This is a genomic window from Halorubrum sp. F4 (assembly GCF_027257195.1).
Classification (GTDB): domain Archaea; phylum Halobacteriota; class Halobacteria; order Halobacteriales; family Haloferacaceae; genus Halorubrum.
Genome location: NZ_JAPDFS010000004.1, coordinates 244048 through 270001, shown reverse-complemented (window position 1 = coordinate 270001; position 25954 = coordinate 244048). Strand labels below are relative to the sequence as shown.

The following is a 25954-nucleotide window of genomic DNA, read 5'->3' as shown; positions in this document are numbered from 1 at the left end:
GCGTCCCATGCGTCTCATGCCGTGTTGCTGTCGGCGCGCTCGGCGATCCGGATCCCGGTCTTCTTCAGGATCCGCGTCGAGAACAGCGTGTCCCAGTCGTCGGAGCCGACGTCCCAGTAGTCCGCCATCGTCTCTCTCACCTCCGCGACCCGACGTTCGCTTTCGGCCTCGGTTCGGCCGTGAGTCATCGCGAAGAAGTTGTACTCCCAGACGCCGGCGTGGCGGGGACGCTGGTAACAGTGGGTGACGAACTCGAGGTCGGCCACGGCGGGTCCGACCTCCGCTAAGACCTCCTCGGGCACGTCCCAGACCGTCATTCCGTTCTCGGTGTACCCGAGCGCGTAGTGGTTGGGGATGACGCCGACCCGGCGAACCTTCCCCTCGAGTCGGAACCGCTCTATCGTCTCGATCACCCAGTCGACGTCGGCGTCGAGCGCGGCCGCCACGTCCGCGTACGGCGTCTCGGTGATCGGCAGCCCGCCCTGGATCTCGACGACGAGGTCGCGCTCGTCGGGGGTCAGCGTCGACCGACCGGACGGCTCGACGTCGGGGGCCACCCCCGAGAGGTCCACGTCGCCGTCGGCGACCGGACCGTCGACGAGGAACCTCGCGCCGACGTGGAACTCCCGGAGCTTGGGGAGGTTGTACGTTTCCTGGCCGGTGGCCGCCTCGATCTCCGCGAGCACCTCCTCCACCCGGTCGTTCCCGTCCTTGTCGGGGTCGGGGTGATCGGCGACGCTCACGACGAACCACATGTTGAGGTGGGGGTGCTCCCGCTCGTAGTTGTGTGCCACCGCGGTGAAGTCGTTGACCGTCTCCGCGATCTCCTCGTAGCGGTCCTCCGGCGCGTGCATCGCGACGAGCGACGCCGCGCCGCCGATCTCCTCGGCGTTGACGAGCGCGCCGAACCGCGAGAGCACGCCCGACTCGTCGAGCTCCCGGACCCGCTCGCGGAGCTCGGGACCGGACACCGCCAGGCCGTGCTCGCGAAGCGCGGCCGCGGCGGGCTCGAACGGGCGCGTCGTCACGGGAAATCCTCCCTGGAACGCGTTGATGATGCCCCGGTCGAGCGCCGTCAGGTCCGCGTCGACCTCCTTCATGTCCGGAGATCGGGGTCGCGAGAGAATAAGGGATCCGGCCCGCACTCAGCCGTCGAGGTCCTCGGCGATGTCCGCGAGCGACGACCGGGGGCCGCGACGGGCGTCGTAGACGGTCCGCTCTCCGGGGATCCGGAGCCCGTACTGGTCGCCGGGGACGACCACGTCGAGGACGACGCTGTCTCCCGGCTCACGGTCGTGTTCGGCGAGCCACTCGACCAGCCGGTTCTCCCCGTCTCCGGGCGTCCGTGCCAGCCGCCGGGAGTCGAACGTCCCGCGGATAAGCCGGCCCGTCGCGTCCCCGACGATCCGCGTGTGGTACTCCTCGCGGTCGACGACGATCCGGATTACGTCCCCGCCCGCAAGCGAGAGCGACGCGCACGACCCCGACTCGACTCGTCCCTCGAGATCGTCGTCGTCCGGGAGACGGACGCAGGGGCGCCGGGTACCGCCGCTGCGGGCGACGTCGACGCGAACGGACGCGACGCTATCGTCGTCGGAGGGAACCCGGACCATGAAGGGGGATTACTCGTCGTCGTCCTCGAACGCGGCGGCGACGTCGCCCTCGCCGTCGACGACGGAGACGTTGATCTGGGCCACGTCGTCGGCGATCTCGCGACCGCGGACGGTGATCCGCTTGCGCTCGCCCTCGCGCGAGGGCTGGAACCCGACGCCGCCCTCGAGGAGCAGCTCCTTCAGACGGGTTCCGGAGACGTCCTCGCGCATCGGACGGCCCGTCTCGTCGGAGCCGCCGGTGATCTCGACGGTGAACTCGGAGAGACCGACGGCGTCCCCGCCGATCTCGTCGCCCACGTCTCGACCGAGGAACCGGTTCGCGTCCTGTCCGTCGATCTCTCGCTGGAACGTCTCGCCGGTCTCGGGATCGGCGACGACGACTTTGAATTCGGCCATGGGCGGACCGAGACGCCCGCGAATAAAAAGCACGTCGAAAGCACGACACGCCGATAGTGCGGGGAACCACCGACTCACACCCGTCGGCGACCGGCCCGGTTCGGGATCCCGCCGGATCACCACGGCTCGGGACCCACGCGCTCGACCCGATAGGAGCCGCCGGCACGCCGCTCGACCAGCGCGTGTTCGACCGCGCGGGCGATCCGACGGGCGTCGCTCGGTCCGCCGGCCGCCGCGACGCTTCCGACCGAGCCCGGGTCGAACGGGACGTCGAGAGCGTCGTACACCGGATCGAGGACGGTCGCGATCGCGTGCGCATCGTGCCGTGAGACCACGACACAGCCCGCGACGAGCGCGGCGTCGGAACGAACCCGCTGGGCGATCCCTGCCAGTTTTCCGCCCTCCGACTCCCCGCCGCCGACCCGGAGGGAATGGTCTCCCGGACAGAACGAATCCGGCGGCTCGCCGGACGAGATCCCGGCTCCACTCTCCTCGAGTGCCGATCGAACTGCGCGAGTGACCGTCGCGTAGCGCTCGTCGATGCTCCCTCGGTCGCCGTCGATCGGGAGCGCGACCGCGAACGCGAGGGTATCGCCGGTGTACGCGACCGCCCGCCCGCCGACGTCCCGCCGGATCGGATCGAACCCCGCCGTCCCGGCGGCCCGGCGAGCCCGATCGTGTCCCGGCTCCCGCACGTCACGCCGGCCGAACGCGACGTGCCTGGGAGGTGCCCAGACCCGAACGCCGGCGAGACCCTCGGCCGCATTGGCGAGAAGCCGGACCGTGTGGTTGCGGTCGGTCCGGGGAGACGCGTCACGACCCCGGAGCACCTGCATGGTTCCCGGGAGGGGGTCGACGACCAAACCGCTTGTGCCCGGGACCGGAACGGCGCAAAGGTTTTGCCGGTCCTACGGTTCGTTCCGGTATCGATGAGTGACCCGTCCGTACTGCCGGTTCAGGCGTACCTCCTCGCCTGTCTGCTCGCCGGGGTCATCGGACTCCTCCTCGGTCGCGTCGCGTGGATCGAGCGCGACGAGCCGGGCGGACTCGAGGTCTCGCTCTACCTGGGCTGTGCGGGCGTCCTCGCCCTCCTGTACGCGATCAGAGTCGCGAGCGCCGATCCGCTCGTGATGATCGGGGCGCTCCAGATCGCGACCCCATTTCTCGCCGCGATGCCCGTCCTCTGGATCGCCTTCGCGTTCGCGTACGCCGGGGTGGACGAGTGGCGGACCGAGCGCCGGCTGATCGGGCTCGCGACGCCGGCGTTCCTCTGGGTGCTTCTGGCGTGGTCGAGCCGGACCCACGGGCTGGCACGGGTGTCCTTCGAACCGATCGTCGAGGGCCCGTTCACGCTCGTGGAGACCGGGATCGGTCCCGTGGGGCTCGCCTTCGTCCTGTACGCCTATGGATTGTACGCCGCGGGAATACTCGTGATCGTCGACCTCTACCGCCGGACCGGAAACCGGTACCGACTCCAGACGTTCGTCGCCCTCCTCGGAACGCTGTTCCCGCTTCTCGCCGGAGTTGCGACGGTCGTCGACCTCGGGAGCTACTCGACGGTCGACTGGACGCCGGCGGCGTTCGTCGTCCACGGCGTGTTCCTCTACGGCGTGGTGTTCTGGCTCGGCACTCTCGACGCCGCGGTGGTCGCACGGGACACGGCAGTCGAGGTCATGCAGGACCCCGTGATCGTGGCCGGCTCAGACGGCCGGATCCGCGATCTCAACCCCGCCGCGGAGCGGATCCTCTCCGACGACGCGGTCGGTGAATCGCTGTCGACGTCGTTTCCCCGCTTGGAGTCCGGCGACGAGCATCCGATAACCATCGACGGCCGGCAGTTCGACATCCAGGAGGACCCGATCACCGACCCCCGCGGGACGGACCGCGGCCACGTCTTCCTCCTGCGGGACGTGACGGCACGGGAGCGTCGGCAGGCGGCTTTGGAGCGAAGAGAGACACAACTCGAACGCCAGAACGAACGGCTCGAGGACTTCGCGGGCGTCGTCAGCCACGACCTCCGGAATCCGCTCGCGGCCGCGACCGCGGCCGTCGAACTGGCGCGTCACGGCGACGGCGACGCCGACGCGCTGGAACGGGCCGCGGACGCCCACGAACGGATGGACGAGCTGATCGAGGGACTCCTCTCGCTCGCGACCGCCGGGAAGGCGGTCGACGCCGTGGAGCCGGTTTCGATCGAGGCGGCGGTCCGGACGGTCTGGTCGCGCCTCGAGACCGGATCGGCGACGCTGGTCGTCGAGGACGCCGACGAGACGGTGCTGGCCGACGAAGACCGGCTCCGTCAGCTCGTCGCGAACCTGTTTCGGAACAGCGTGGAACACGGTTCCACGAGCAACCGGACGGGGCCCGGTGACAGCGTGGAACACGGTTCCACGATCAGTCGGCCACAGGCCGACGACGACGTGGCACACGCTGGCGATGGCGTGACCGTCAGCGTCGGGATCGAACGAATTGACGGCCACGTTACCCTCCGGATCGCCGACGACGGCCCCGGGATCCCGGGCGAGGATCGAGAGCGCGTCTTCGAACGCGGCGTCTCGCTCGAGGACGGAACCGGACTCGGGCTCGCGATCGTCGGCGACGTCGTCGAGGCACACGGTTGGTCCGTTCGGGCCGTCGACGGCCCGAACGGCGGCGCGTGTTTCGAGATCGAAGGGATCGAGGTCGCGGAGTGACGATGTCGATCCGACTCCCACCCGGGATCGTCTCCCGGTACCGTCGGTTCTCACGGTTCAACTCCCCGTATCCGGCACACGACGCGGGACACGCGATCGACCTCTATCCGGCCGGCGAGGAGGGGATCTCGCCCGTTTCCGGCGTCGTCCGGGAGACGCATACCGTCGGCTGTCCGGACCGCTCGTACGCCGCGTCGGAGGACCACCTGATCGTCGTCGACCTCGACGAGGAGTGGTGTCGCCGCACGGGAGCGGAACCGGGAACGGTCGCGCGCGTCCTTCACGTGATCCCGAGCGTGGATCCGGGCGATCGCGTCGCCGTCGGCGACTCGCTGGGGCCGATGACGCGTTCCGGCTTCTTCGGCCGGTGGGTCGACGACCACGTCCATCTCGGCTTCCGGTCGCCGGGGGCGAACGCGCTCCGGGCGAGCGGTTCCCTCCCGGTCGACGCGGACGTGAGCGTCGCGAGCGTTCCCTGGGACGGAACCGGGACCGTCGTCGAGCGCGGACCGAGCCACGTCGTGTTGGACGCGCCGACTCACCCGGCTCCCGGCCAGCGGTTCGCGGCGATCGCGAGCGACGAGGGCGTTCCCCTCGACGGCGGACTGGCCCACTACGCGGGCGGCGGCTCGTTCACGGCCGTCGACCCCGACGACGCCGTCTCGTTGTGGGGAACTCGCGTCGGCAGCGCGACCGACCGGGGGATCGAGTGGGAGCCGATCGACGTGACCGTGAACGGAACGCGCGTCACGGGGCTGTCGCTGTTCGCGGCCCGCGACGGCGACTACGGCGCGAAGGTCGTCCATCCGGGCCACGAGTTCGCGGTGGGCGACGCCGTCAGCGTCGGGATCGAGCGGAGCGACGATCCGATCCGACTCGGCGTCGGATGAGCGTCCGACGCCCGGCCTTGGACGGTCGAGGGTAGGGAAGGGGACTCGGCGGTCGACGGTCGAGACGGTGAGACACGTCTGGCGAACAGCCGACACTCGCTGTCCCGCTCCGCGGCGGCGTGTCGGACGCCGGCCTCGACCGCCGCGGACGGCTCGTCAGGTCACGGGGTGACTGCCGCGGCATCACGGATGAATCGACGGATGGTTTGCGGGGATCCCCGGGATACAAACGGGTCGGCGGCGACCTCGGGACATGGACGAAGAGGACGTTGCGGACATGGAGCCGCTTCCCGCGGAGGCGGTATCGCTCATCGAACGCCGGATCGAGGAGGAACACGGCTATCTCTCGTGGCTGAACACGTCGGTCGACGTCGTCGAGCGCGGGCGAATGGTGCTGTCGATCCCGTTCGATCGGAAGCTGACGAACGCCGACGGGCGGACGATCCACGGCGGCGTCGCGGCGACGCTGATCGACACCGCGGGGGGGCTCGCCCAGCGGACCGCGTTCGAGGACCCGCTCTCGGGTGGGGTGGCGACGGTGAACCTCAACACGAACTACCTCCGGCCCGCGAACGGCGACCTCGAGGCGGAGGCCACGGTCGTCCGGTCGGGCGGCTCCATCGGCGTCAGCGAGATGTCGGTGACGAGCACGACCGAGAACGGCTCCTCGGAGGTCGTCGTCGGCCAGGGATCGTTCCGGCTCTTCCGGTGAAGGGTCCGCCGGAATCGCCCCACACCGACACCCCTTAGTCGGGGGGCCACGACACGTGAACTCGGGGTGGGATGGCAGAGTGGCCCATTGCGCCGGTCTTGAAAACCGGTAGCCTCACGGCTTCCTGGGTTCGAATCCCAGTCCCACCGTCAGAGCCCGCGACACGATTTCGGTCCTTCCATCGTACCGTCGTCTCCCCCGTCGTATTAACTGGTGTTGGTTACGTTTCGACCTCGAACCGATCCTCTCACCTCCGTCGAACGTTTGATTTCTCCGGCCTGAACCGCGAGCACACCGCTCTATTTGGGGGATCCCCGTAACAGTCCCGTCCAGTGACGTGTGGTATCAGGTACCGCATCATCTTTAACAGGAATCCGACCCATTACCCTGATAGGTGATACAGTCATGAGCTACGAACTCGATCCGCTTCCGTACGACTACGACGCCCTCGAACCGCACATCTCCGAGCAGGTGCTCGAATGGCACCACGATACCCACCATCAGGGGTACGTAAACGGCTGGAACTCGGCCGAGGAGACGCTCGAGGCCAACCGCGAGGAGGGCGACTTCTCCTCGTCGGGCGGCGCGATCCGCAACGTGACCCACAACTCCTCGGGTCACATCCTCCACGACCTGTTCTGGCAGAACATGTCGCCGGAGGGCGGCGACGAGCCCGAGGGCGACCTCGCCGACCGCATCGAGGAGGACTTCGGCTCGTACGACGCCTGGAAGGGCGAGTTCGAGGCGGCGGCCTCCGCGGCGGGCGGCTGGGCGCTCCTCGTGTACGACACGTTCTCGAACCAGCTCCGCAACGTCGTGGTCGACAAACACGACCAGGGAGCGATCTGGGGCGGCCACCCGATCCTCGCGCTGGACGTCTGGGAGCACTCCTACTACCACGACTACGGCCCGGCCCGCGGCGAGTTCGTCGACAACTTCTTCGAGGTCGTCGACTGGGAGGAGCCGTCCGCCCGCTACGAGCAGGCCGTCGAGCTGTTCGAGTAACCCGCCGGAACGCGCGACTCGCGCGTCGAATCCCGACGTTTTTTCGCGCCGTCACGTCCGCCAGCGACGGCTATCCGGCCGTGGTGAAGGCAGCCGAACGCCGCGTCGGTTCGGCGGACGAGTCGAAGCGGTCGAACGCGACGGGCGCGTCGGGCTCGGCGGACATCGCCAGCGTTTACGGAACCGCACCCCTACGCGTCGGACATGCCGGAACCGAGATCCGCCTTCGAGGAGACGTTCCCGTGTGACTTCTACGAGCCGGCCGAACTGTTCGAGCCGGACCTGCTGTACACGATCCCGGAGATCGGGCGGCTGCTCCAGGGACTCGATCCCGACGCCGAGATCGACGCCGACACCGAGGCCGTGCTGATCGACTGGGCGATCCCGTGGGTGATGGTCCACGGCGACGACATGGTCGTCGCCGAGCCGCCGACCGACGACAGCCCCGGCTACTACGGGCTCGCCGAGGATGCGGATGACGCCGACGCCGACGACGACGTGGAGGGACGGTGAGCGCGGGACCGTCCGGAAGGGACCATCCGACCCTGCTCGTCGCCGGCGGCACGCGCGTCGACGCCGGAAAGACGACCTTCTCGGTCGGATTGCTCGCGACGCTCGCCGCGCGAACCGGCGACGCGGTGGGCGTGAAGCCCCGCGCCGGCAACGACTACTGGTTCGACCACGACGACGTTCGGATCGCTACCGGTTCCGGGCGGCTGTACGGCAAGGACGCCCGGAAGCTCGCGGCCGCGAGCACGCGCCCGCTCGCCGCGGGCGACGAGAGGGCCGCCCACGCCGACGCGGCCGGACGCGGGGTCGTCATCCCGGAGTCGATCAATCCGCTCCACCGCCTATGGCGGCCGACGCCCGGCCGGACCGGCATGCTCGGGGAGTCGGATCGGACCTTCCTCTGTGACCGGGTCACCCCCGCCGGCGACGATACCGGATCGCGGTTCGTGCTCAACGGCCCGGCCGCGGACGCGGGGCTGATCCCGGAGTCGCTTCGGGCACGCCTCCCGCTCTCCGAGGCGACCCGCGTCGACGACGTGACCGAACTCGACGCGGTGACCGCCGAGACGTACCTCTCCACCTTCGAACGGCTCGCGGACCGCGTCGACGGCGCGACGGTCCCGGTCGTCGTCGAGTCCTACGGGGACGTCGCCGCGCCGCTGTCCGCCGAGTACGACGCCGTGGCCGTCGTGGATCCGGGACGGGCGCGGATCTACGCCGGCGACCGGTACCGCAAGGCCCGCGCGGTCGCTTCCGGGAGTCCCCGGGAGGGTAGCCTCGAGGAGCACACGGGGACGGTGACGGAGATGATCGAACCGCTCGCGACGGTGCCCCTGCCGGCGGTATCCGGCGAGGAACGCGGCGACCCGGCGATCGTGGCGGATCGATACGATCCGGCGTACGAGGCGCTCCTCGACGCGACGTCGCCGTGACGGAGATCCGATAAAAGAGCTCGGACCGCGAGCGAACTCGCGCCCTACGGCTCCAGCCGGTTCGGGTCGCGCGGGAACATGATCGCCTCCTTGATGTTGTCCAGGTCGGCGACCTGCTGGACGAGCCGGTCGATCCCGAGCCCGTACCCGCCGTGCGGAGGCGTGCCGAAGCTCAGCGCCTCGATGTAGAACTCGAAGTTCGCCTGCTCGACGCCCTCCTCCTCCATGACCTCGACCATGCGGTCGACGTCGTGCTCGCGCTGGCCGCCCGAGGAGAGCTCCTGGCCCTCGTAGATGAGGTCGAACTTCCGCGAGGCGATCTCGTCGCCCTCGACGTCCTGCATGTAGTAGAACTTCTCGTCGGGGTAGCCGACGACGAAGAAGGCGGGATGACCCTGCTCCGCGAAGTGCTCGCCGAGCAGCTTCTCGCCCTTGGTGTCGAGGTCGGTCGGGTCCTCGGGGAAGTGGCCGAACTCGGTCTCGAGCAGGTCGAGCGCCTCGTCGAAGGTGATCCGCGGGAAGTCCTCCTCGGGGACCTGAAGGTCGACGTCGAGCAGATCGAGTTCGCGTTCGGCCCCCTCGGCGACCGCCCGGATCGCGTGTCGGAGCGACTCCTCCTGGACGTCCATCACGTCGTGGTGGTCGTCGATGTAGGCCAGCTCGACGTCGAACATCGCGATCTCGGAGACGTGTCGGGAGGTCGCGAAGTCCTCGGCCCGGAACGCGGTACCGGTCTCGTAGACGGCCTCGTAGCCGGCCGCCATCAGGATCTGCTTGTAGAGCTGCGGGCTCTGTGAGAGGAACGCGTCGCGGTCGTAGTAGAGGATCGGGAACAGCTCCGCGCCGCCCTCCGCGCCGCCCTTCGAGATCAGCGGCGTCTTGATGTCGACGAACCCCTCCTCGTCGAACCAGTCCTCCATCGCGGTCATCAGCTTCGAGCGCAGCGAGAACACCGCGAGCGTCTCCGGCTTGCGGAGGTCGAGCGCCCGGTTGTCGAGCCGGGTCGAGAGGTCGACGTCGACGTCCTTGGAGATCTCCAGCGGGAGCGGCGAGTTCGCCTCGTCGAGCACCTCGTACTCCGTCGGCGCGAGCTCGACCCCGCCCGGAGCCTGGTCGCTCTCGAGGGGTTCGCCGACGATCCGGACGACGTCCTCGGATCCCGCGTCCTGAACGGCCTCGAACAGCTCCGGCTCGCGCTCCTCCTTGAAGACGATCTGGATGAGTCCCTCCCGGTCGCGCACGATGAGGAACACCAGTCCGCCGAGGTCCCGGATCTCGTGGACGTGGCCCGCGATCGCGACCTCGTCCGCGTCCGGGTCGACCTCCGACGTGTGGATACGCTCGATCATAGGTTAGCTTACCTCCGAGTGGCCGGGCGTCGGTCATAGGCCTGTCGTCTTCGCGTCGGCGGTCCGGCGTCCTCGCGCCGGTGACCCCGTCGTACTCGCGGATCCGGGACGCCTCCCGCGAACCCGGCCGACCGCGTCGTCGATCCGCCCGTTCCTCGCCGACCCGGCCGACTCACTCGCCCGCGTCGGCGTCCGTGCCGACGTCGTCGAGTTCGTCGCGGACGCTCGCCTCCGCCCGTCGGAGCACGTCACGAACCGGCACTCCCGTCTCGGCGGCGACCGCGGCCGCCTCGTCGTACTCGGCGCTCACGTCGTAGACCTCGCCGTTCGCGGTCGCGGCCACCTTCACCGACACCTCGTGGTCGGCTCCGTCGACCGAGACGGTCGCGGTCTCGAAGGAGCGCTCGGCGATCCACCGGTGACTGGCTCCACCCTCCCGTACGCCGAGGGTGCCGGTCTCCCGGGCGAGTCGCTCGGCCACGGCCTCCGCGTCGGCCGGCTTACAGATCACTTTCACGAGATGGCCCGGCCGCGACTTCTTCATCGTCGTCGGCACGATCGTCACGTCGCGAGCGCCCGCCTCCGCGAGAGACTCCTGAAGGCCGCCGAGCACCTCCGGCGTGGCGTCGTCGAGGTTGGTCTCGAGGACCGCTATCTCGTCGTGAACGAGCCCCTCGGAGCCGTGTTCGCCGACCGGCGTTTCCCCCTCGTCGCCGTCATCGCCTCCGCCGCCCTCGCCGACGACGGCGCGAATCACGTTCGGGTGTCGGTCGAACGTCGCGTCCCCGGCACCGTAGCCCGCGCCGTCGACGCGAAGCTCCGGAAGCGCGTCGACGCCCTCGGCGACCGCGCCGAGGATCGCGGCGCCGGTCGGCGTCAGGAGCTCGCGGTCGATCGGGCCGCCGACGAGCGTGAGGCCGGCGCGTTCGGCGATCCCGACGACGGCCGGAGCCGGGATCGGGTAGACGCCGTGGCTCATCTCGCGTTCCCCGCCACCCACGGCCAGGGGCGTGGTGACGACGCGGTCGACGTCGAGGTCGTCGAGGAGCAGCGCCGCGCCGACGACGTCGGCGACGGCGTCGTCCGCGCCTACCTCGTGGAACGCCGTGTCCTCGAGGTCGGTCCCGTGCGTCGACGCCTCGGCCCGACCGAGCAGTTCGAAGGCGTCGAGCGCGGTCGTCTCGACCGCCTCGGGAAGACCCATCGACTCGACGATGTCGACGATCTCCGGGTAGGTTCGGTGGACGCCCGCTCCCTCGGCGTGCGTGTGGTCGTGGGTGTGGTCGTGGTCGTGAGAGTGGTCGTGGGTGTGGTCGTGGTCGTGAGAGTGGTCGTGGGAGTGGTCGTGGTCGTGAGAGTGGTCGTGGGTGTGGTCGTGGTCGTGAGAGTGGTCGTGGTCGTGAGAGTGGTCGTGAGAGTGGTCGTGAGAGTGGTCGTGAGAGTGGTCGTGGGTGTGGTCGTGGCCAGGACCGTCGGTATCGCGAGCGTCCCGCTCGTCCTCCTCGAGGAACACGTCGACGGTCGTCGCCCGGATACCGTTTCTCGTCGTCTCGCCGACCCGGTAGCGGACCGGAAGCCGTTCCTCGACCGGATCGAGCACCGTGGCGTCGGCACCGGCCGCGATCAACGCGGCACAGATCATGTCGCCGGCCGCGCCGGTTCGACCGTCGAAAGCGAGCGTACGCATGGGAACACGAACGCAGTCGACGAATAAAGAGCCGTTCCACTCGACGCCGGCGACGGCGGTCGGTGATCGGTTCGTCATTCGAAACGGATCGAACCCCACTACACCCGGTATCAATCAGATCTCGAGAACGACGGCGGATGCGTGACCGTCGACGTAACGCCGAATCGAGCCGGTTTCGACACGTCCATCCATCAGGGTCGTTCCGTATGTCTACCTACTGTGATTTCCGAACACCTAAGCCCGAAGTGGCCGAGTCGGGAAGTAACGATGGACCATCCAGGCCCCCCACAGTTCGTCGCCGTCGGCGACGTGGTACAGTTAGCGCCTCGTGACCCGGACCCCGAGGCCACCTACCGGTGGTCGGTCACCGAGGCCCCGATCGCGAGCGAGGCGGCCGTCGGCGACGAGGCGGTCGAGGAGTTCGTTCCGGACACGCCCGGACGGTACAGGATCACGCTTGCGACCCCCGAGGAACGCCATCACCTGACGGTCCGGGTCTTTCCGGGCGACCACAGGCCCACCGGCGAGGGGGCCGGGACCGCCGGAATCGCCGGGAGAAGCGGCTACAGCGGCTATAGCGGGCACAGCGGGCGGAGCGGATCTGCCCGCGGGAGCGGCGGCGAGAGCGGCTTCGCCTCCGGCTCCGGGTCGGGCGCGCGCACCGAGCCCGCCGGGAGCGAGGACGGCCGTCCCCGAGTCCGGCTCGACGCGGAGATCGCTGGCGACGTGGCGATCGTTCGCGCGACGCCGACGCCGCATCCGGACTCGTCGCGAGACGCAGGCGACCTCGACGTGGAGTTCCTCCTCGACGACCGCGACGGCGTGACCCGCGGCGACGTGACGGTCGACGACCGCGAGCTTCGGATCCCGCTCGCGGCGATCGACGAGCGGATTCGCGTCCACGGCGTCGCCGTCGGCGCGAGCTACAGCGTCGCCGACGCGGTCAGCGTCGATCGGCTCGGCGACGGCGAGGGATTCGGCGTCACGCGACTCAACGAGCCCCCGGCGTGGGCGACGGACGCCACGCTGTACGAGATCTACGTTCGCGGGTACGCGGCCGACGACGACGAGGCCGAGACCACCTTCGAGGCGCTCGAGAAGCGGCTCGAGTACCTCGACGACCTCGGCGTGGACACGCTGTGGCTCACCCCCGTCCTCCAACACGACGGCGCGCCCCACGGGTACAACATCACGGACTTCCTCTCGATCGCCGACGACCTCGGCGACCGCGAGGACTACGAGGCGTTCGTCGACGCGGCCCACGACCGCGGGATGCGGGTGCTCTTCGACCTGGTCTTGAACCACTCCGCGCGCGATCACGACTGGTTCCAAGACGCCTATCGGAACCCCGAGTCGCCGTACCGCGACCGCTACGAGTGGCAGGAGTCCGGCGAGCCGGGGACGTACTTCGACTGGGAGCTGATCGCCAACTTCGATTTCACCAGCCTCGAGGTCCGGCGTCACCTCCTCGACGCGGCCGACACGTGGGCGGCGGTCGCCGACGGCTTCCGGTGTGACATGGCGTGGGCGGTGCCGGAGTCGTTCTGGAAGGAACTCAGGGAGCGGCTCAAAGCCGAGGACCCGGAGTTCCTGCTTCTCGACGAGACGATCCCGTACATCGCCGACTTCCACGAGGGGATGTTCGACGTCCACTTCGACACCACGCTGTATTTCACCCTCCGGCAGGTCGGTCGCGGTCACGAGCCGGCCGACGCGGTCCTCGACGCGATCGAGGGTCGGGCGAGCTCGGGCTTTCCGGACCACGCCGCGTTCATGCTCTACCTCGAGAACCACGACGAGACGCGGTACATCGTGGAATGCGGCGACGACGCCGCGAAGGCCGCCGCCGGCGCGCTGTTCACCCTTCCCGGGATCCCGATGCTCTACGGCGGCCAGGAGCTGGGACAGCGGGGCAACCGCGACCCGCTCGCGTGGGACCACGCCCGCGAGGACGTTCGGTCGCATTACGACGACCTGCTCGCACTCCACGACGAGCATCCGGCGCTCGGATTCCACGGCGACCTCGTTCGCGTCGAGTACGAGACGGCCGGCGAGGCCGACGCCGACGACGTCGTCGCCTTCGGCCGTGAGGGCGAGGACGCGAGCTACGTCGTGCTGCTCAACTTCGGATCCGACCCCGTCGCCGTCGGGATCGACGAGACGGTCGACGCGACCGACCTCGTCTCCGGCGAGTCGCGGGCGGCGGAAGGAGGGCTTACCGTCGAGGACGTCGCGGTCTTCGAGACGGCGGATTGAGCGACCGGATCGACGGCGCGGCGGTCGAACGGAAACCCGCTTCCCCGGCGAAAACGCACGGTGGCGACGGGGTTTTAAACGAGGACGGCTTACCATGAGATAAGATGACACACTGCATCTCGGGCGGGCCATCGATCGCCCGGCTGGCGGGATCGATCCCTCGGAGCAACAGGCTTATTCCCGAACCGAGTGCAGGTACGGCTATCCCCCGCGAGGAACCATGAACGAAGTCCAACTCGAAGTGGCGAAGGCGTACCCGAACGACTCGGGCCGAGGTATCGCGCGGCTCGACCCCGACACCCTGCTCCACCTCAAGCTCTCGCCCGGAGACATCATCGAGATAGAGGGCGCGGAGACGACCGCCGCGAAGGTGTGGCGCGCCGACCGACAGGACTGGAACACCGACACGGTCCGCGTCGACGGGTTCACGCGTCAGAACGCCGACGTCGGCATCGGCGAACGCGTCACCATCCGGAAGGCGGAAGCCGAGAAGGCCGACAAGCTCGTGTTGGCCCCGCCCGAGGAGGCGTCCGTCCAGTTCGGATCGGACGCGGCCGGCATGGTGAAACGCCAGATCCTGAAGCGCCCGGTCGTCGAGCGCGACATCGTTCCCGTGATGTCCTCGACGAACCACCCGTTCATGCGCTCGCCGGGCCAGGCGATCCCGCTCATCGCGGTCGAGACGGAGCCCGACGGCGTCTGTCTGATCACCGAGGACACGGAGGTCGAACTCCGCGAGGAGCCGATATCCGGGTTCGAGAAGACCGGAAGCGGGATCACCTACGAGGACATCGGCGGGCTTCAAAACGAGATCCAGCGCGTCCGGGAGATGGTCGAGCTCCCGATGAAACACCCGCAGATCTTCTCGAAGCTCGGGATCGAGCCCCCGCAGGGCGTCCTGCTTCACGGTCCGCCGGGCACGGGGAAGACGCTGCTCGCGAAGGCGGTCGCCAACGAGACCTCGGCGTCGTTCTTCTCGATCGCCGGCCCGGAGATCATCTCGAAGTACTACGGCGAGTCCGAACAGCAGCTCCGCGAGATCTTCGAGGACGCCAAGGAGGAGTCGCCCTCGATCGTCTTCATCGACGAGCTCGACTCCATCGCGCCGAAACGCGAGGACGTGACGGGCGAGGTCGAACGGCGCGTCGTCGCCCAGCTCCTGACGATGATGGACGGTCTGGAGACCCGCGGCCAGGTGGTCGTGATCGGCGCGACCAACCGCGTCGACAGCGTCGACCCCGCGCTCCGTCGGCCGGGGCGGTTCGACCGCGAGATCGAGATCGGCGTCCCCGACGAGGTCGGTCGCAAGGAGATCCTCCAGATCCACACCCGCGGCATGCCGCTCTCGGACGACGTCTCCCTCGACCACCTCGCCGACGAGACGCACGGGTTCGTCGGCGCCGACGTGGAGAGTCTCACGAAGGAGGCCGCGATGAAGGCGCTCCGTCGGTACCTCCCCGAGATCGACCTCGACGAGGAGGAGGTGCCCCCGAGTCTCATCGACCGGATGATCGTCAAACGCGACGACTTCTCGGGCGCGCTCACCGAGGTCGAACCCTCCGCGATGCGGGAGGTCCTCGTCGAGTTGCCGAAGGTCTCCTGGGAGGACGTCGGCGGCCTCACCGAGGCGAAACAGCAGGTACAGGAGTCGGTCGAATGGCCGCTCACGTCCCCGGAGAAGTTCGAACGGATGGGGGTGGAAGCCCCGAAGGGCGTGCTGTTGTACGGTCCGCCGGGGACGGGCAAGACCCTGATGGCGAAGGCGGTCGCCAACGAGACGAACGCGAACTTCATCTCGGTCCGCGGTCCGCAGCTGCTCTCGAAGTGGGTTGGCGAGTCGGAGAAGGCGATCCGCCAGACCTTCCGGAAGGCCCGGCAGGTCAGCCCGACGGTGATCTTCTTCGACGAGCTCGACAGCCTCGCGCCCTCGCGCGGTCAGGAGATGGGCAACAACGTCTCCGAACGCGTCGTCAACCAGCTGCTGACCGAGCTCGACGGGCTCGAGGACATGGGCGACGTGATGGTGATCGGCGCGACCAACCGGCCGGACATGATCGATCCCGCGCTGATCCGTTCCGGCCGGTTCGACCGGCTCGTGATGATCGGTCAGCCCGACCAGGAGGGTCGCGAGCGGATCCTCGAGATCCACACCGGTGAGACCCCGCTCGCGCCCGACGTGAGCCTGCGCGAGGTCGCGGAGATCACGGACGGCTACGTCGGCTCCGATCTCGAGGGGATCGCCAGGGAGGCCGCCATCGAGGCGCTGCGCGACGACGACGACGCCGAGGAGGTCGAGATGAAACACTTCCGGCGGGCGATGGAGTCCGTCCGGCCGACGATCACCGAGGACATCATGTCCTACTACGAGGAGGTCGAACGCGAGTTCAAAGGGGGCGGTCGAGACGCCCTCCGCGACACCGGTAGTCGGGTCGGGTTCCAGTAGCGATCGTCGCGGTACGCGGCCGCGTCGTTACCGGGTCGTGTCCGTTTCCGCGCCTTTTAACCTCCGCAACGGTCAAGACGTTTCATGGCCCAGCCGCGCGTCCCCGGCGACGACGACCACACGCTGGAGCTGCCGTGTGGCGAGACCGTCGGCCTCGGCGAGTTGGACCTCGGAATGCGGGAGTTCGAGTGCGACTGCGGCGAGACACACGCGGTCGTGATGGACGTCCACCCGCCCGAGCGCTTCCTCCCCGACTTCCTCGTCGACGTCCTCCGGGAGGCGATCGAAACGACGAGCGAGGAGATGCCCGAGTTCGATACGCCCCACCTCCTCGGAGTCGTACTGGAGGAGTTTCCCGAATCCGTCGTCACACACGACGCCAGCGGCGACGGGGAGGTCGGTTACGCGATGGTGTGGGTGACGGACTTCGACTCCCGTCGGCTTCACGAGGTCATCGTCGAGCTCGTCGTCGAGCTGATGGAACACGCGGTGAGCCACGCCGAGGACGACGGCGCCCTCTCACGGTTCGAGCGGGAGATGATGGAGTTCGACGTCGGCGAATTCGTCGACCAGTACCGCGCGGAACGTGACCTCGAGGCCGAGGACCCGTACGCGTAGATTGGTCACCGAACCCGCCGATAGGCAAGCGTCCGGATCGGCCGATAGCGGGTCCCTGTGTCCGACACGCGTCCGACTCCTGTCTCACTGAAGCCTATACCCTCGGCGGCCGTACGTAAGACACATGCACACCCACGAGTACGAGCGGATCCGCGGTGTGCTCGCCGACGCCGAGGAGCCGCTGACGGCGCGGGAGATCCTGGCGCTCTTGGAGGAGACCGAGGGGATCGACAGCCCGCATCGCGTCGCGACCGTGTTGGGACGGTGGGCGAAACGCGGCGAAGTGGACGTGATCGCCGGGAGACCGTACCGCTACGAGTTGAACACGTAGCGGTCGACGTGTACGAACCGTTCGCTGCCGAACGCGTCGTCCGACGCCGACCGAATAGCCGCGGCCGACCGAATCGACACCATGTCGTGTGTGGACGCGTGTCTTGCGAAAATCGCAAATCGCCTGCGAGATTCGTACTTTATCGTCGGCCTTATTACGATGAGCGTACTCCGTCGCGACAATGAGCGAGGACCGCACCATACTGCTCATCGGTAGCGGGCCGATCCAGATCGGACAGGCGGCGGAGTTCGACTACTCCGGGGCGCAGGCGTGTCGCGCGCTTCAGGAGGAGGGCGCACGAGTCGTCCTCGTGAACTCGAACCCGGCGACGATCATGACCGACCCCGAGACCGCCGATCGGGTGTACATCGAGCCGATCACGCCCGAGGCGATCGCGGAGGTCATCCGGATCGAGGAGCCTGACGGCGTCATCGCCGGACTCGGCGGCCAGACCGGGCTCAACGTCACCGCCGAGCTCGCCGAGCTGGGCATCCTCGAGGAGTACGACGTCGACGTGATGGGCACGCCGCTCGACACCATCTACGCGACGGAGGACCGCGACCTCTTCCGGCAGCGGATGGAGGACCTCGGTCAGCCCGTTCCGAAGTCCACGACCATCTCGCTCGACGAGGACGAGTCGGTCGCCGCGCTGACCGACGAGGACCTCGTCGACCGCGTCGAGGCGGCCGTCGACGCGGTCGGCGGCCTTCCGGTCATCGCCCGGACGACGTACACGCTCGGCGGATCCGGGTCGGGCGTCGTCCACGAGTTCGACGAGCTCGTCGAGCGCGTCCGCAAGGGGCTCCGGCTCTCGCGGAACAGCGAGGTGCTGATCACGGAGTCCATCGCCGGCTGGGTCGAGCTCGAGTACGAGGTGATGCGCGACGCCGACGACTCGTGTATCATCATCTGTAACATGGAGAACATCGACCCGATGGGGATCCACACCGGCGAGTCGACGGTCGTCACTCCCTCGCAGGTCATTCCTGACGACGGCCACCAGGAGATGCGGGACGCGGCGCTCGAGGTCATCCGCGACCTGGGCATTCAGGGCGGCTGTAACATCCAGTTCGCGTGGCACGACGACGGCACGCCCGGCGGGGAGTACCGCGTCGTCGAGGTGAACCCGCGCGTGTCACGCTCCTCGGCGCTCGCGTCGAAGGCGACCGGCTACCCGATCGCCCGCGTCACCGCGAAGGTCGCGCTCGGCAAGCGGCTCCACGAGATCGACAACGAGATCACCGGCGAGACGACGGCCGCCTTCGAGCCCGCCATCGACTACGTGGTGACGAAGGTGCCGCGCTGGCCCATCGACAAGTTCGACGACGTCGACTTCGAGCTCGGGACGGCGATGAAGTCGACCGGCGAGGCGATGTCGATCGGTCGGACGTTCGAGGAGAGCCTCACGAAGGCGCTACGCTCCTCGGAGTACGACCCCGCCGTCGACTTCGAGGCGGTGTCGGACGGGGAACTCGAGACGGAGTACCTCGAGCGGCCCAGTCCCGACCGCCCGTACGCGATGTTCGAGGCGTTCGACCGCGGCTACGACGTCGACGACGTGGTCGAACTCACCGAGATCCATCGGTGGTACGTCGAACGGTTCGAGAACGTCGCCGACGCGACCGCGGCGGCCGCCGAGGGCGACTTCACCGCGGCCGCGATGGCCGGCCGGACGAACGCCGAGATCGCCGCGGTCGCGGGCGACGGCGGTACGGAGGCCGCGGTCGGCGACGTCGAGTCCACGGTCCCCGACCGTACCTTCAAGCAGGTCGACACCTGCGCGGGAGAGTTCGAGGCGTCCACCCCGTACTACTACTCCGCCCGTCTCCCCGAGTTCCTGGCGGGTGCCGACACGGCCGGGGCGTCGAACGAGGTCCGCGTCGATCCGGACGTCGAGAGCGTGGTCGTCGTCGGCGGCGGCCCGATCCGGATCGGGCAGGGCGTCGAGTTCGACTACTGTGCGGTCCACGCGGTCCGCGCGCTCCGCGAACTCGGGATCGACGCCCACGTCGTCAACAACAACCCCGAGACCGTCTCGACCGACTACGACACCTCCGACGGGCTCTTCTTCGAGCCGATCTCCGCCGAGGAGATCGCCGACGTGATCGAGACGACGGGCGCGGACGGCGTGATGGTCCAGTTCGGCGGCCAGACGTCCGTCAACGTGGGCGAGCCGCTGAAGGACGAGATCGAGCGTCGCGGCCTCGACTGCGAGGTCATGGGGACCAGCGTCGAGGCGATGGACTTAGCCGAGGACCGCGACCGGTTCAACGTCCTGATGGACGAGATCGGCGTCGCACAGCCCGAGGGCGGCACGGCCACGAGCCGACAGGAGGCGCTCGATCTGGCCCACCGGATCGGCTACCCCGTGCTCGTGCGCCCCTCCTACGTCCTCGGCGGACGTGCGATGCGGGTCGTCGACGACGACGCCGAACTGGAGGAGTACATCGAGGAGGCGGTCCGGGTCTCCCCGGACAAGCCGATCCTGATCGACGAGTTCCTCGACGACGCGGTCGAACTCGACGTCGATGCCGTGGCCGACGGGGAAGACGTCCTTATCGGCGGCGTGATGGAGCACGTCGAGAGCGCGGGGGTCCACTCGGGCGACTCCGCGTGTATGATCCCGCCGCGCTCGCTCGAGGATGCGACGCTCGAACGGGTTCGTGAGGTGACCGAGGACATCGCCCGTGCGCTCGACACGGTCGGGCTCCTCAACGTTCAGCTGGCGGTGACGGGCGTTCACGACCCGACGACGACCGCCGAGGTGTACGTCCTCGAGGCGAATCCCCGCTCCTCGCGGACCGTTCCGTTCGTCTCGAAGGCGACGGGCGTCCCGATCGCCAAGCTCGCGGCGAAGGTGATGACCGACGACGTCACGCTCGCCGATCTCGACGTCGACGAGCAGGTCCCGGAACACCTGAGCGTGAAGGAGGTCGTCCTCCCGTTCGACCGCTTACCGGGATCCGACCCCCGTCTCGGCCCCGAAATGAAGTCGACGGGCGAGGTCATGGGCACCGCTCGCTCGTTCGGAAGGGCGTACGACAAGGCCCAGGACGCGACCGGCAAGCCGATCCCCGAGTCGGGTACCGCCGTGGTCGACCTCTCCGCGGAGGAGTTCCCCGATCCCGACACGGACGAGGGCGAGGCGCTCGTCGAGGGATTCTCCGAGCACTTCCAGCTGTCCACGGCGACCGACCTCATCGAGGCGGCGCGTCGCGGCGAGATCGACCTCATCGTCTCGCGCCAGCGCGAACTGTTGGAGGTGGCCGTCGAGGAGGAGATCACCTACTTCTCGACGCACGCGAGCGCGAACGCGGCGCTCGAGGCGCTCGACCACGCGAACGACGATCTCGACGTGATGGCGGTATCCGACCGCCCGAAGCGCGTCGAGAACTGGGGCGAGTAGCGCCGCTCGAGCGGGACGATAACGAACAGGCGGCGTTGCGATCCTCACGGTATCCCACGCTAGCTCGCCACACACCCGCCTTGACCACCGTGGGGCGGTCCTCAGGTCACGGCGAGCGTGGCGCGTCATGTCTTTTGAACGGTCGTATCGTTCCCCGGAGACGGGAACTGCCACGGGACCGGCTGGAACGGAACACAACGTTTAGTCTGGACCCCGTCCCACACCGAGTATGCGCTTCTTCGACCGTCTCGCGGACCGGATCGAACGGACCGACAGCGTCGTCTCGGTCGGGCTCGACCCGGACCCGGACCGGATCCCGGCGTTCCTCTCCGACGCCGACCTGCCGCGATGGGCGTTCAACCGCCGGATCATCGACGCGACTCACGAGCACGCCGCCTGCTACAAACCGAACGCGGCCTTCTACGAGGACGCGGACGGCTGGCGCGCGCTTAAAGAGACCGTCGCCTACGCGGCCGGCAAGGACGTCCCGGTGCTTCTCGACGCCAAACGCGCCGACATCGGCAACACCACCCGGCGGTACGCCGAGGTGCTTGAGTGGGTCGACGCGATCACCGTGAACCCGTACCTGGGTCGCGATTCGCTCCAACCGTTCCTCGATCGGGAGGAGGAGGGCGTGTTCGTGCTCTGCCGAACGTCGAATCCCGGCGGGAGCGATCTCCAGGACCTCGAACTCGCATCCGGCGAGCCGGTATACGAGCGCGTCGCCGCGCTCGCGGACGTCTGGAACGCGAACGGCAACGTCGGCCTCGTCGTCGGCGCGACGACGCCCGACGAGCTCGCGGCGGTCAGGGAGATCGTCCCGGGGATCCCGTTTCTCGTCCCCGGCGTCGGCGCGCAGGGCGGCGACGCCGAGGCGGCGGTCGAACACGGGCTCGCGGCGTACCCGGACGCCGACGTCGACGTCGGGCTCGTGAACTCCTCGCGGGGGATCGTCTTCGCCGGCGAGGAGGCGACCCGTCCCGACGACGAGGCGACGTACTTCGGGGCCGCCGGCGACGCGGCGAAACGGCTCAAACGGCGACTGAATCGACACCGGTAGTCGCTCGTCGCGTCGAAGTCAGTCGACCCGGAATCCCTCCGGCGGGTCGTCCCCGTCGAAGCGGTCGCCGTCGGTGTCCCGGTCAGTGTCGCCCTTGCCGACCTCCGCACAGGCGGTACACGCGCCGACCGCCTCGTTCCAGTGGTCCTTACAGACCTGTCGTCCGCAGTACCGGCAGGCGTGTCGGGCCGGGGCGTTCTCACAGATCTGACAGAGTCCGGTGACGCTCACGTCCGACCGTCGGTCGCGTCGCTTATGACGGTTCGGGCGGACCGACGCGTATGCGCCAGTTCGTCGTCGTCGGCCACGACGTGCCCACCGACCCGGACGCGATCTCCCTCTCCGACATCCCCGGCGCGGGCCGGCTCGACCTCCTCTGTCGGTGCGTGTCGACGGGCGTCTTCCTCTCGCACGGCATCCGCGAGGACGCCAGGGTCCACCTCGTCTGTGCCGACGAGCTCACCGTCACGTTCGACGCCGCGACCCTCCGTCACCTCCATCCGGACGAGCGGAACGTCGCCGCTCGAGTCCGTGACGCGCTCGCCGCCCGCGAGGACGCGATCGGCCACATGCCGGCCGACGTCTCTCCCGGCGTCGAGCTGCGTCGAATGGGGCTGTCGGCGACGCTCGAGCATCTCGCCGCCGCCGGAACGCTCGTCCAGCTCCACGAGGAGGGAGCGCCGCTCGTCGAGGCCGAACCGCCGGACGACCCGGTGTTCGTCCTCTCGGACCATCACGACTTCTCGGAGACGGAATCGTCCCTGCTCGCGGACGCGTGCGATCGACGGCTTCGCGTCGGCCCCGAGCGTCTCCACGCCGACCATACCGTCTCGGTCGTCCACAACTGGCTCGATACGGACGGCTATACGGCGTACTGAGTTCCGCTCCGCCGCCGGTTGCGTTCCTCCGATCACCCCGTTTTCGGAAGGATTAAAAGAACGAACGGCCTCCCTTGTGATGCGGGCCGGTGGGGTAGCTTGGTATCCTTCGGCCTTCGGGTGGCCGTAACCACGATTCAAATTCGTGCCGGCCCACTTCTCCCGCACTTTCACTCGATGAGCGACGGCCTTCGGGTGGCCGTAACCACGTCCTCGCGGAGCCTCGCTCCGCGGTGATTCAAAATTCGTGCCGGCCCACTTCTCCCGCACTTTCACTCGATGAGCGACGGCCTTCGGGTGGCCGTTCCTCCGTTCCCGTGAGCGAAACGAACGGGAGCCAGCGAGATGGGCGGAGGACGTTCCTCCAGGGGACGATCGCGATCCGTCCGGACGCGAGAGTGGCTCGACCCGACGGATTTCGATACCAGATCCCGAACAGGTTCGTGGATAACGACTCCCGGATGGCCGAACGATCACAGACGATGGCCGACTGTCGGCTCTGTGATCTCCCGGTTCCGAATCCTCCCGTCAGGACGGCCGACGTCGACGGCGAGTTCTGCTGCCGCGGCTGTTTGGAGGTGGCCCGTCGCCTCGGCGAGGTTGACGATGCGGACGACGTCGAAACGCCGCTGGAGGGGGCGACGACCGAAAGCGACGTTTCGGCGATCGAGACGGCGCTCACGTCGGGCGTCACCGAGGCCTATCTGGCGGTCGACGGGATGCACTGTACGACCTGCGAGGCGTTCCTCAGCCTACGCGGCGGAGATCGTGCGGGAGTCCACGCCGTGGAGGCGAACTACGGCACCGAGACCGCCAGGGTCGTCTACGATCCGGAGGAGATCGGACGGGAGGAGCTTCCGGAGGCGCTCTCCGGGTACGGATACACGCTTCGGTTTCGAGACGAGGCGTCGACGGATCTCGGCGTAACCGACGGTGACGAATCTACGGCCCGTCCGGACGACGGGACGATCGAGCGGGTCGTCGTCGGGGGATTCCTCACGATGCTCATCATGCCGTGGTACGTCCTTTCGCTCTACCCGAGCTACCTCGGCGTCGAGACGAACGTCCTCGCGATCGATACGACCACCGTCGTGGGATGGTATCTCCCGCTGGCGTTCATCGCTCTGCTTACGACCGCCCTGTTGGCGTACACCGGTGCACCGCTCCTCCGGGGCGCGTACGTGAGCGTCCGGGCGCGCCGGCCGAACATGGATCTCCTCGTCGCGGTCGCCGCGCTGTCCGCGTACGCGTACAGCACGCTCGCTCTCGCGACCGGGCGAACGCACCTGTACTACGACGTCACCGTCGCCGTCGTGATGGTCGTCTCGCTCGGCCGGCACTACGAGGGACGCGTCCGGTCGCAGGCGAACGACCTGCTCGAGACCGTCACGGCCGCTCGCGTCGAGTCGGCCACCCGGCTCACCGAAACCGGACCGGAAACCGTCCCCGTCACGGAGCTCGAACCGGACGATCGGGTCCGGGTCACGCCGGGCGAACGCGTCCCGATCGACGGCACACTCATCGAGGGGACCGCCGACGTCGACGAGTCCGTGATCACCGGGGAGTCGCTCCCCGTTCGAAAGGGACCCGGAGAGACCGTGATCGGCGGCGCGACCCTGCTCGGTGACGTCGATGGAGCCGACGGACACGGTTCGGACGGCGCGGTCGTGCTGCGGGTCGGCGAGGACGCGGAGAGTACCGCGGATCGCCTCGCCGCCGCACTCTGGGAGGTCCAGACCGCTACGCCGGGGATCCAGCGGTTCGTCGACGCGCTCGCGACCGTCTTCGTGCCGGTCGTGTTGACGCTCGGGCTGCTCGTCGCCGGCTGGCGGCTGGCGACCGGCGGAACGGTCGCCGCCGCGATGCTCGCCGGATTGACCGTGCTCGTCGTCTCCTGTCCGTGTGCGATGGGGCTTGCCACCCCGCTCGCCGTCTCCGGCGGGCTCCGCGACGCGCTCGACCGCGGCGTGGTCGTCACGGACGACTCGGTGTTCGAGGTCGCTCGGGAGGCCGACACGGTCGTGTTCGATAAGACCGGGACCCTCACCGCGGGGGAGATGCGCGTCGGCGCGACGTACGGCGACGATCGGGCGCTCCGGCGCGCCGCCGCGATCGAACGCCGCGCCGATCACCCGGTCGCGGACGCGATCCGGGAGGCGGCGGCCGACGACCGACGGACGGCCGGTAACGACGTCGAGGCGACGACGGTCGAGTCGTTCACCCGTCATCCCGGATCGGGCGTCTCGGGGACGCTCGTCGTCGACGACCTCGACGAGTCCACCTCTCGAACGGCCGGAGTGCGCGTCGCCGTCGGAACTGTCGACCTCGTCGAACGCGAGTGCGGTCCGGCTCCCGACCATCTGCGGGACCGTATCGAAGCCGTCGTCGACCGAGGTGCACTGCCGGTCGTGGTGGGGTGGGATGGCGCGGCTCGCGGGGTGATAGCCGTCGAGGACCGTGACCGCCAGGGCTGGTCGTCGGCGCTCGAAGCGTTCGCCGACCGCGAGGTGGCGGTCCTGACCGGCGACGACGGCCCTCGAGCCGACCGGTTCCGGAACCATCCCGCGGTGGACGAGGTCTTCGCCGGCGTGCCCCCGAACGGCAAGCTCGAGGCGATCCGCGGGTTCGCCGCCGACGGAACCACCGTGATGGTCGGGGACGGGACGAACGACGCGCCGGCGCTCGCGGCGGCCGATCTCGGCATCGCGATGGGTGACGGGACGGCCCGCGCCGTCGAGGCCGCGGACGTCGTGATCGCCGGGGAGGGTCTCGACACGGTCGAAACGGTGTTCGACCTCGCGGCCGGGACGCGGCGCCGCATTCGGGAGAACGTGGCGTGGGCGCTGTGTTACAACGCGGTTGCCTTCCCGCTCGCGGTCGCGGGGATGCTCAACCCCTTCTTCGCCGCGCTGGCGATGGCCGCCAGCAGCGGTATCGTCGTGACGAACTCGACTCGGTCGGTGCTGTGAGGGTCGCTCCGTGAAACAACGGATCGCCGAACGATGTCCTAACTGATGACGGGAGTGGGTATGACAGATCGCCGGCGGCAAGAGGTATTTAAACGACGCCGACTGATGTGACGATCATTTATAAAGAACGATGCGGTGGCGCGCCCCGGTGAGCGGCCCAACGGGCCGCGAACCGCCGGTGCGAGGGAGTCGCTGGCGGCGGCCCG

At 68.8% G+C, this 25954-nt stretch carries 21 protein-coding genes and 2 tRNA genes; 16 read left to right on the top strand and 7 right to left on the bottom strand.

Annotated elements, in window-relative coordinates:
• Window positions 1–14: 14 nt before the first annotated feature.
• The 4 genes from OKW78_RS12300 to OKW78_RS12285 all read right to left on the bottom strand — a co-directional run bounded on the left by OKW78_RS12300 (window position 15) and on the right by OKW78_RS12285 (window position 2845).
• A complete protein-coding gene (locus OKW78_RS12300) occupies window positions 15–1100 on the bottom strand; it encodes an Lrp/AsnC family transcriptional regulator (RefSeq protein WP_281195447.1) in 1086 nt (361 codons plus the stop codon).
• Window positions 1101–1145: 45 nt separating this feature from the next.
• Window positions 1146–1613: a hypothetical protein gene (locus OKW78_RS12295; protein WP_281195446.1), complete on the bottom strand. Its 468-nt coding sequence runs from the start codon at window positions 1611–1613 to the stop codon at window positions 1146–1148.
• 9 nt (window positions 1614–1622) lie between these two features.
• A complete protein-coding gene (locus OKW78_RS12290) occupies window positions 1623–2009 on the bottom strand; it encodes a 30S ribosomal protein S6e (protein WP_281195445.1) in 387 nt (128 codons plus the stop codon).
• A 116-nt stretch (window positions 2010–2125) separates the two neighbouring features.
• Complete coding sequence (locus OKW78_RS12285; protein WP_281195444.1) at window positions 2126–2845, bottom strand: lipoate--protein ligase family protein; 720 nt, start codon at window positions 2843–2845, stop codon at window positions 2126–2128.
• A gap of 93 nt (window positions 2846–2938) precedes the next feature.
• Here OKW78_RS12285 and OKW78_RS12280 point away from each other — a divergent pair, with 93 nt between their 5' ends.
• The 7 genes from OKW78_RS12280 (at window position 2939) to OKW78_RS12250 (ending at window position 8751) form a co-directional block, all read left to right on the top strand.
• The gene (locus OKW78_RS12280) at window positions 2939–4702 is read left to right on the top strand and encodes a histidine kinase N-terminal 7TM domain-containing protein (protein ID WP_281195443.1); all 1764 of its coding nucleotides are present in this window, start codon (window positions 2939–2941) and stop codon (window positions 4700–4702) included.
• 2 nt (window positions 4703–4704) lie between these two features.
• Complete coding sequence (locus tag OKW78_RS12275; protein ID WP_281195442.1) at window positions 4705–5592, top strand: hypothetical protein; 888 nt, start codon at window positions 4705–4707, stop codon at window positions 5590–5592.
• A 253-nt stretch (window positions 5593–5845) separates the two neighbouring features.
• The gene (locus OKW78_RS12270) at window positions 5846–6304 is read left to right on the top strand and encodes a PaaI family thioesterase (RefSeq protein ID WP_122104243.1); all 459 of its coding nucleotides are present in this window, start codon (window positions 5846–5848) and stop codon (window positions 6302–6304) included.
• A gap of 65 nt (window positions 6305–6369) precedes the next feature.
• A tRNA-Ser gene (locus OKW78_RS12265) sits at window positions 6370–6453 on the top strand.
• 256 nt (window positions 6454–6709) lie between these two features.
• Window positions 6710–7309, top strand: coding sequence for a superoxide dismutase (gene sod, locus OKW78_RS12260; RefSeq protein WP_142985492.1), 600 nt, complete (start codon window positions 6710–6712; stop codon window positions 7307–7309).
• Window positions 7310–7513: 204 nt separating this feature from the next.
• On the top strand, window positions 7514–7822 hold the full coding sequence (locus OKW78_RS12255; RefSeq protein WP_281195438.1) for a DUF5827 family protein: 309 nt from the start codon (window positions 7514–7516) through the stop codon (window positions 7820–7822).
• Window positions 7819–8751 carry an ATPase gene (locus OKW78_RS12250; RefSeq protein WP_281195437.1) on the top strand — a complete coding sequence of 311 codons (933 nt, stop codon included), beginning with the start codon at window positions 7819–7821 and terminating at the stop codon, window positions 8749–8751. Before OKW78_RS12255 ends, OKW78_RS12250 begins: the two co-directional genes overlap by 4 nt.
• Before the next feature lie 44 nt (window positions 8752–8795).
• Here the strand turns inward: OKW78_RS12250 and aspS are convergent, their stop codons facing one another.
• Window positions 8796–10100, bottom strand: a complete 1305-nt coding sequence (aspS, locus tag OKW78_RS12245) for an aspartate--tRNA(Asn) ligase (RefSeq protein WP_281195436.1) — start codon at window positions 10098–10100, stop codon at window positions 8796–8798.
• A 172-nt stretch (window positions 10101–10272) separates the two neighbouring features.
• Window positions 10273–11787, bottom strand: coding sequence for a nickel pincer cofactor biosynthesis protein LarC (gene larC, locus OKW78_RS12240; protein WP_281195435.1), 1515 nt, complete (start codon window positions 11785–11787; stop codon window positions 10273–10275).
• Window positions 11788–12054: 267 nt separating this feature from the next.
• Here larC and malA point away from each other — a divergent pair, with 267 nt between their 5' ends.
• The 6 genes from malA (at window position 12055) to pyrF (ending at window position 21901) form a co-directional block, all read left to right on the top strand.
• The gene (gene malA, locus OKW78_RS12235; protein ID WP_281195434.1) at window positions 12055–14043 is read left to right on the top strand and encodes an alpha-amylase MalA; all 1989 of its coding nucleotides are present in this window, start codon (window positions 12055–12057) and stop codon (window positions 14041–14043) included.
• Window positions 14044–14263: 220 nt separating this feature from the next.
• Window positions 14264–16486 carry a CDC48 family AAA ATPase gene (locus tag OKW78_RS12230; protein WP_281195433.1) on the top strand — a complete coding sequence of 741 codons (2223 nt, stop codon included), beginning with the start codon at window positions 14264–14266 and terminating at the stop codon, window positions 16484–16486.
• An 84-nt stretch (window positions 16487–16570) separates the two neighbouring features.
• Window positions 16571–17104: a DUF5815 family protein gene (locus OKW78_RS12225; protein WP_281195432.1), complete on the top strand. Its 534-nt coding sequence runs from the start codon at window positions 16571–16573 to the stop codon at window positions 17102–17104.
• A gap of 124 nt (window positions 17105–17228) precedes the next feature.
• A complete protein-coding gene (locus OKW78_RS12220; protein WP_112080075.1) occupies window positions 17229–17435 on the top strand; it encodes a hypothetical protein in 207 nt (68 codons plus the stop codon).
• Between the two features lie 181 nt (window positions 17436–17616).
• On the top strand, window positions 17617–20841 hold the full coding sequence (gene carB / locus OKW78_RS12215) for a carbamoyl-phosphate synthase large subunit (RefSeq protein ID WP_281195431.1): 3225 nt from the start codon (window positions 17617–17619) through the stop codon (window positions 20839–20841).
• 229 nt (window positions 20842–21070) lie between these two features.
• Window positions 21071–21901 carry an orotidine-5'-phosphate decarboxylase gene (gene pyrF / locus OKW78_RS12210; RefSeq protein WP_281195430.1) on the top strand — a complete coding sequence of 277 codons (831 nt, stop codon included), beginning with the start codon at window positions 21071–21073 and terminating at the stop codon, window positions 21899–21901.
• An 18-nt stretch (window positions 21902–21919) separates the two neighbouring features.
• Here pyrF and OKW78_RS12205 read toward each other — a convergent pair whose 3' ends face one another.
• Window positions 21920–22132: a hypothetical protein gene (locus OKW78_RS12205; RefSeq protein WP_281195429.1), complete on the bottom strand. Its 213-nt coding sequence runs from the start codon at window positions 22130–22132 to the stop codon at window positions 21920–21922.
• Window positions 22133–22182: 50 nt separating this feature from the next.
• Between OKW78_RS12205 and trmY the strand changes: the two genes are divergently transcribed.
• From trmY to OKW78_RS12190, 3 genes are all read left to right on the top strand, one after another.
• Window positions 22183–22779: a tRNA (pseudouridine(54)-N(1))-methyltransferase TrmY gene (gene trmY / locus OKW78_RS12200; protein WP_281195428.1), complete on the top strand. Its 597-nt coding sequence runs from the start codon at window positions 22183–22185 to the stop codon at window positions 22777–22779.
• Window positions 22780–22862: 83 nt separating this feature from the next.
• Window positions 22863–22935 (top strand) — tRNA-Pro (locus OKW78_RS12195).
• 326 nt (window positions 22936–23261) lie between these two features.
• Window positions 23262–25748, top strand: coding sequence for a heavy metal translocating P-type ATPase (locus OKW78_RS12190; protein ID WP_369335038.1), 2487 nt, complete (start codon window positions 23262–23264; stop codon window positions 25746–25748).
• The last annotated feature ends 206 nt before the right edge of the window (window positions 25749–25954 follow it).

Excerpts from the sequence above, each read along its gene's own strand:
- OKW78_RS12300 (WP_281195447.1), bottom strand. The coding sequence starts at position 1,100 with ATGAAGGAGGTCGACGCGGACCTGACGGCGCTCGACCGGGGCATCATC.
- OKW78_RS12295 (WP_281195446.1), bottom strand. The coding sequence starts at position 1,613 with ATGGTCCGGGTTCCCTCCGACGACGATAGCGTCGCGTCCGTTCGCGTC.
- OKW78_RS12290 (WP_281195445.1), bottom strand. The coding sequence starts at position 2,009 with ATGGCCGAATTCAAAGTCGTCGTCGCCGATCCCGAGACCGGCGAGACG.
- OKW78_RS12285 (WP_281195444.1), bottom strand. The coding sequence starts at position 2,845 with ATGCAGGTGCTCCGGGGTCGTGACGCGTCTCCCCGGACCGACCGCAAC.
- OKW78_RS12280 (WP_281195443.1), top strand. The coding sequence starts at position 2,939 with ATGAGTGACCCGTCCGTACTGCCGGTTCAGGCGTACCTCCTCGCCTGT.
- OKW78_RS12275 (WP_281195442.1), top strand. The coding sequence starts at position 4,705 with ATGTCGATCCGACTCCCACCCGGGATCGTCTCCCGGTACCGTCGGTTC.
- OKW78_RS12270 (WP_122104243.1), top strand. The coding sequence starts at position 5,846 with ATGGACGAAGAGGACGTTGCGGACATGGAGCCGCTTCCCGCGGAGGCG.
- sod (WP_142985492.1), top strand. The coding sequence starts at position 6,710 with ATGAGCTACGAACTCGATCCGCTTCCGTACGACTACGACGCCCTCGAA.
- OKW78_RS12255 (WP_281195438.1), top strand. The coding sequence starts at position 7,514 with ATGCCGGAACCGAGATCCGCCTTCGAGGAGACGTTCCCGTGTGACTTC.
- aspS (WP_281195436.1), bottom strand. The coding sequence starts at position 10,100 with ATGATCGAGCGTATCCACACGTCGGAGGTCGACCCGGACGCGGACGAG.
- larC (WP_281195435.1), bottom strand. The coding sequence starts at position 11,787 with ATGCGTACGCTCGCTTTCGACGGTCGAACCGGCGCGGCCGGCGACATG.
- malA (WP_281195434.1), top strand. The coding sequence starts at position 12,055 with ATGGACCATCCAGGCCCCCCACAGTTCGTCGCCGTCGGCGACGTGGTA.
- OKW78_RS12230 (WP_281195433.1), top strand. The coding sequence starts at position 14,264 with ATGAACGAAGTCCAACTCGAAGTGGCGAAGGCGTACCCGAACGACTCG.
- OKW78_RS12225 (WP_281195432.1), top strand. The coding sequence starts at position 16,571 with ATGGCCCAGCCGCGCGTCCCCGGCGACGACGACCACACGCTGGAGCTG.
- OKW78_RS12220 (WP_112080075.1), top strand. The coding sequence starts at position 17,229 with ATGCACACCCACGAGTACGAGCGGATCCGCGGTGTGCTCGCCGACGCC.
- carB (WP_281195431.1), top strand. The coding sequence starts at position 17,617 with ATGAGCGAGGACCGCACCATACTGCTCATCGGTAGCGGGCCGATCCAG.
- pyrF (WP_281195430.1), top strand. The coding sequence starts at position 21,071 with ATGCGCTTCTTCGACCGTCTCGCGGACCGGATCGAACGGACCGACAGC.
- trmY (WP_281195428.1), top strand. The coding sequence starts at position 22,183 with ATGCGCCAGTTCGTCGTCGTCGGCCACGACGTGCCCACCGACCCGGAC.
- OKW78_RS12190 (WP_369335038.1), top strand. The coding sequence starts at position 23,262 with ATGGCCGACTGTCGGCTCTGTGATCTCCCGGTTCCGAATCCTCCCGTC.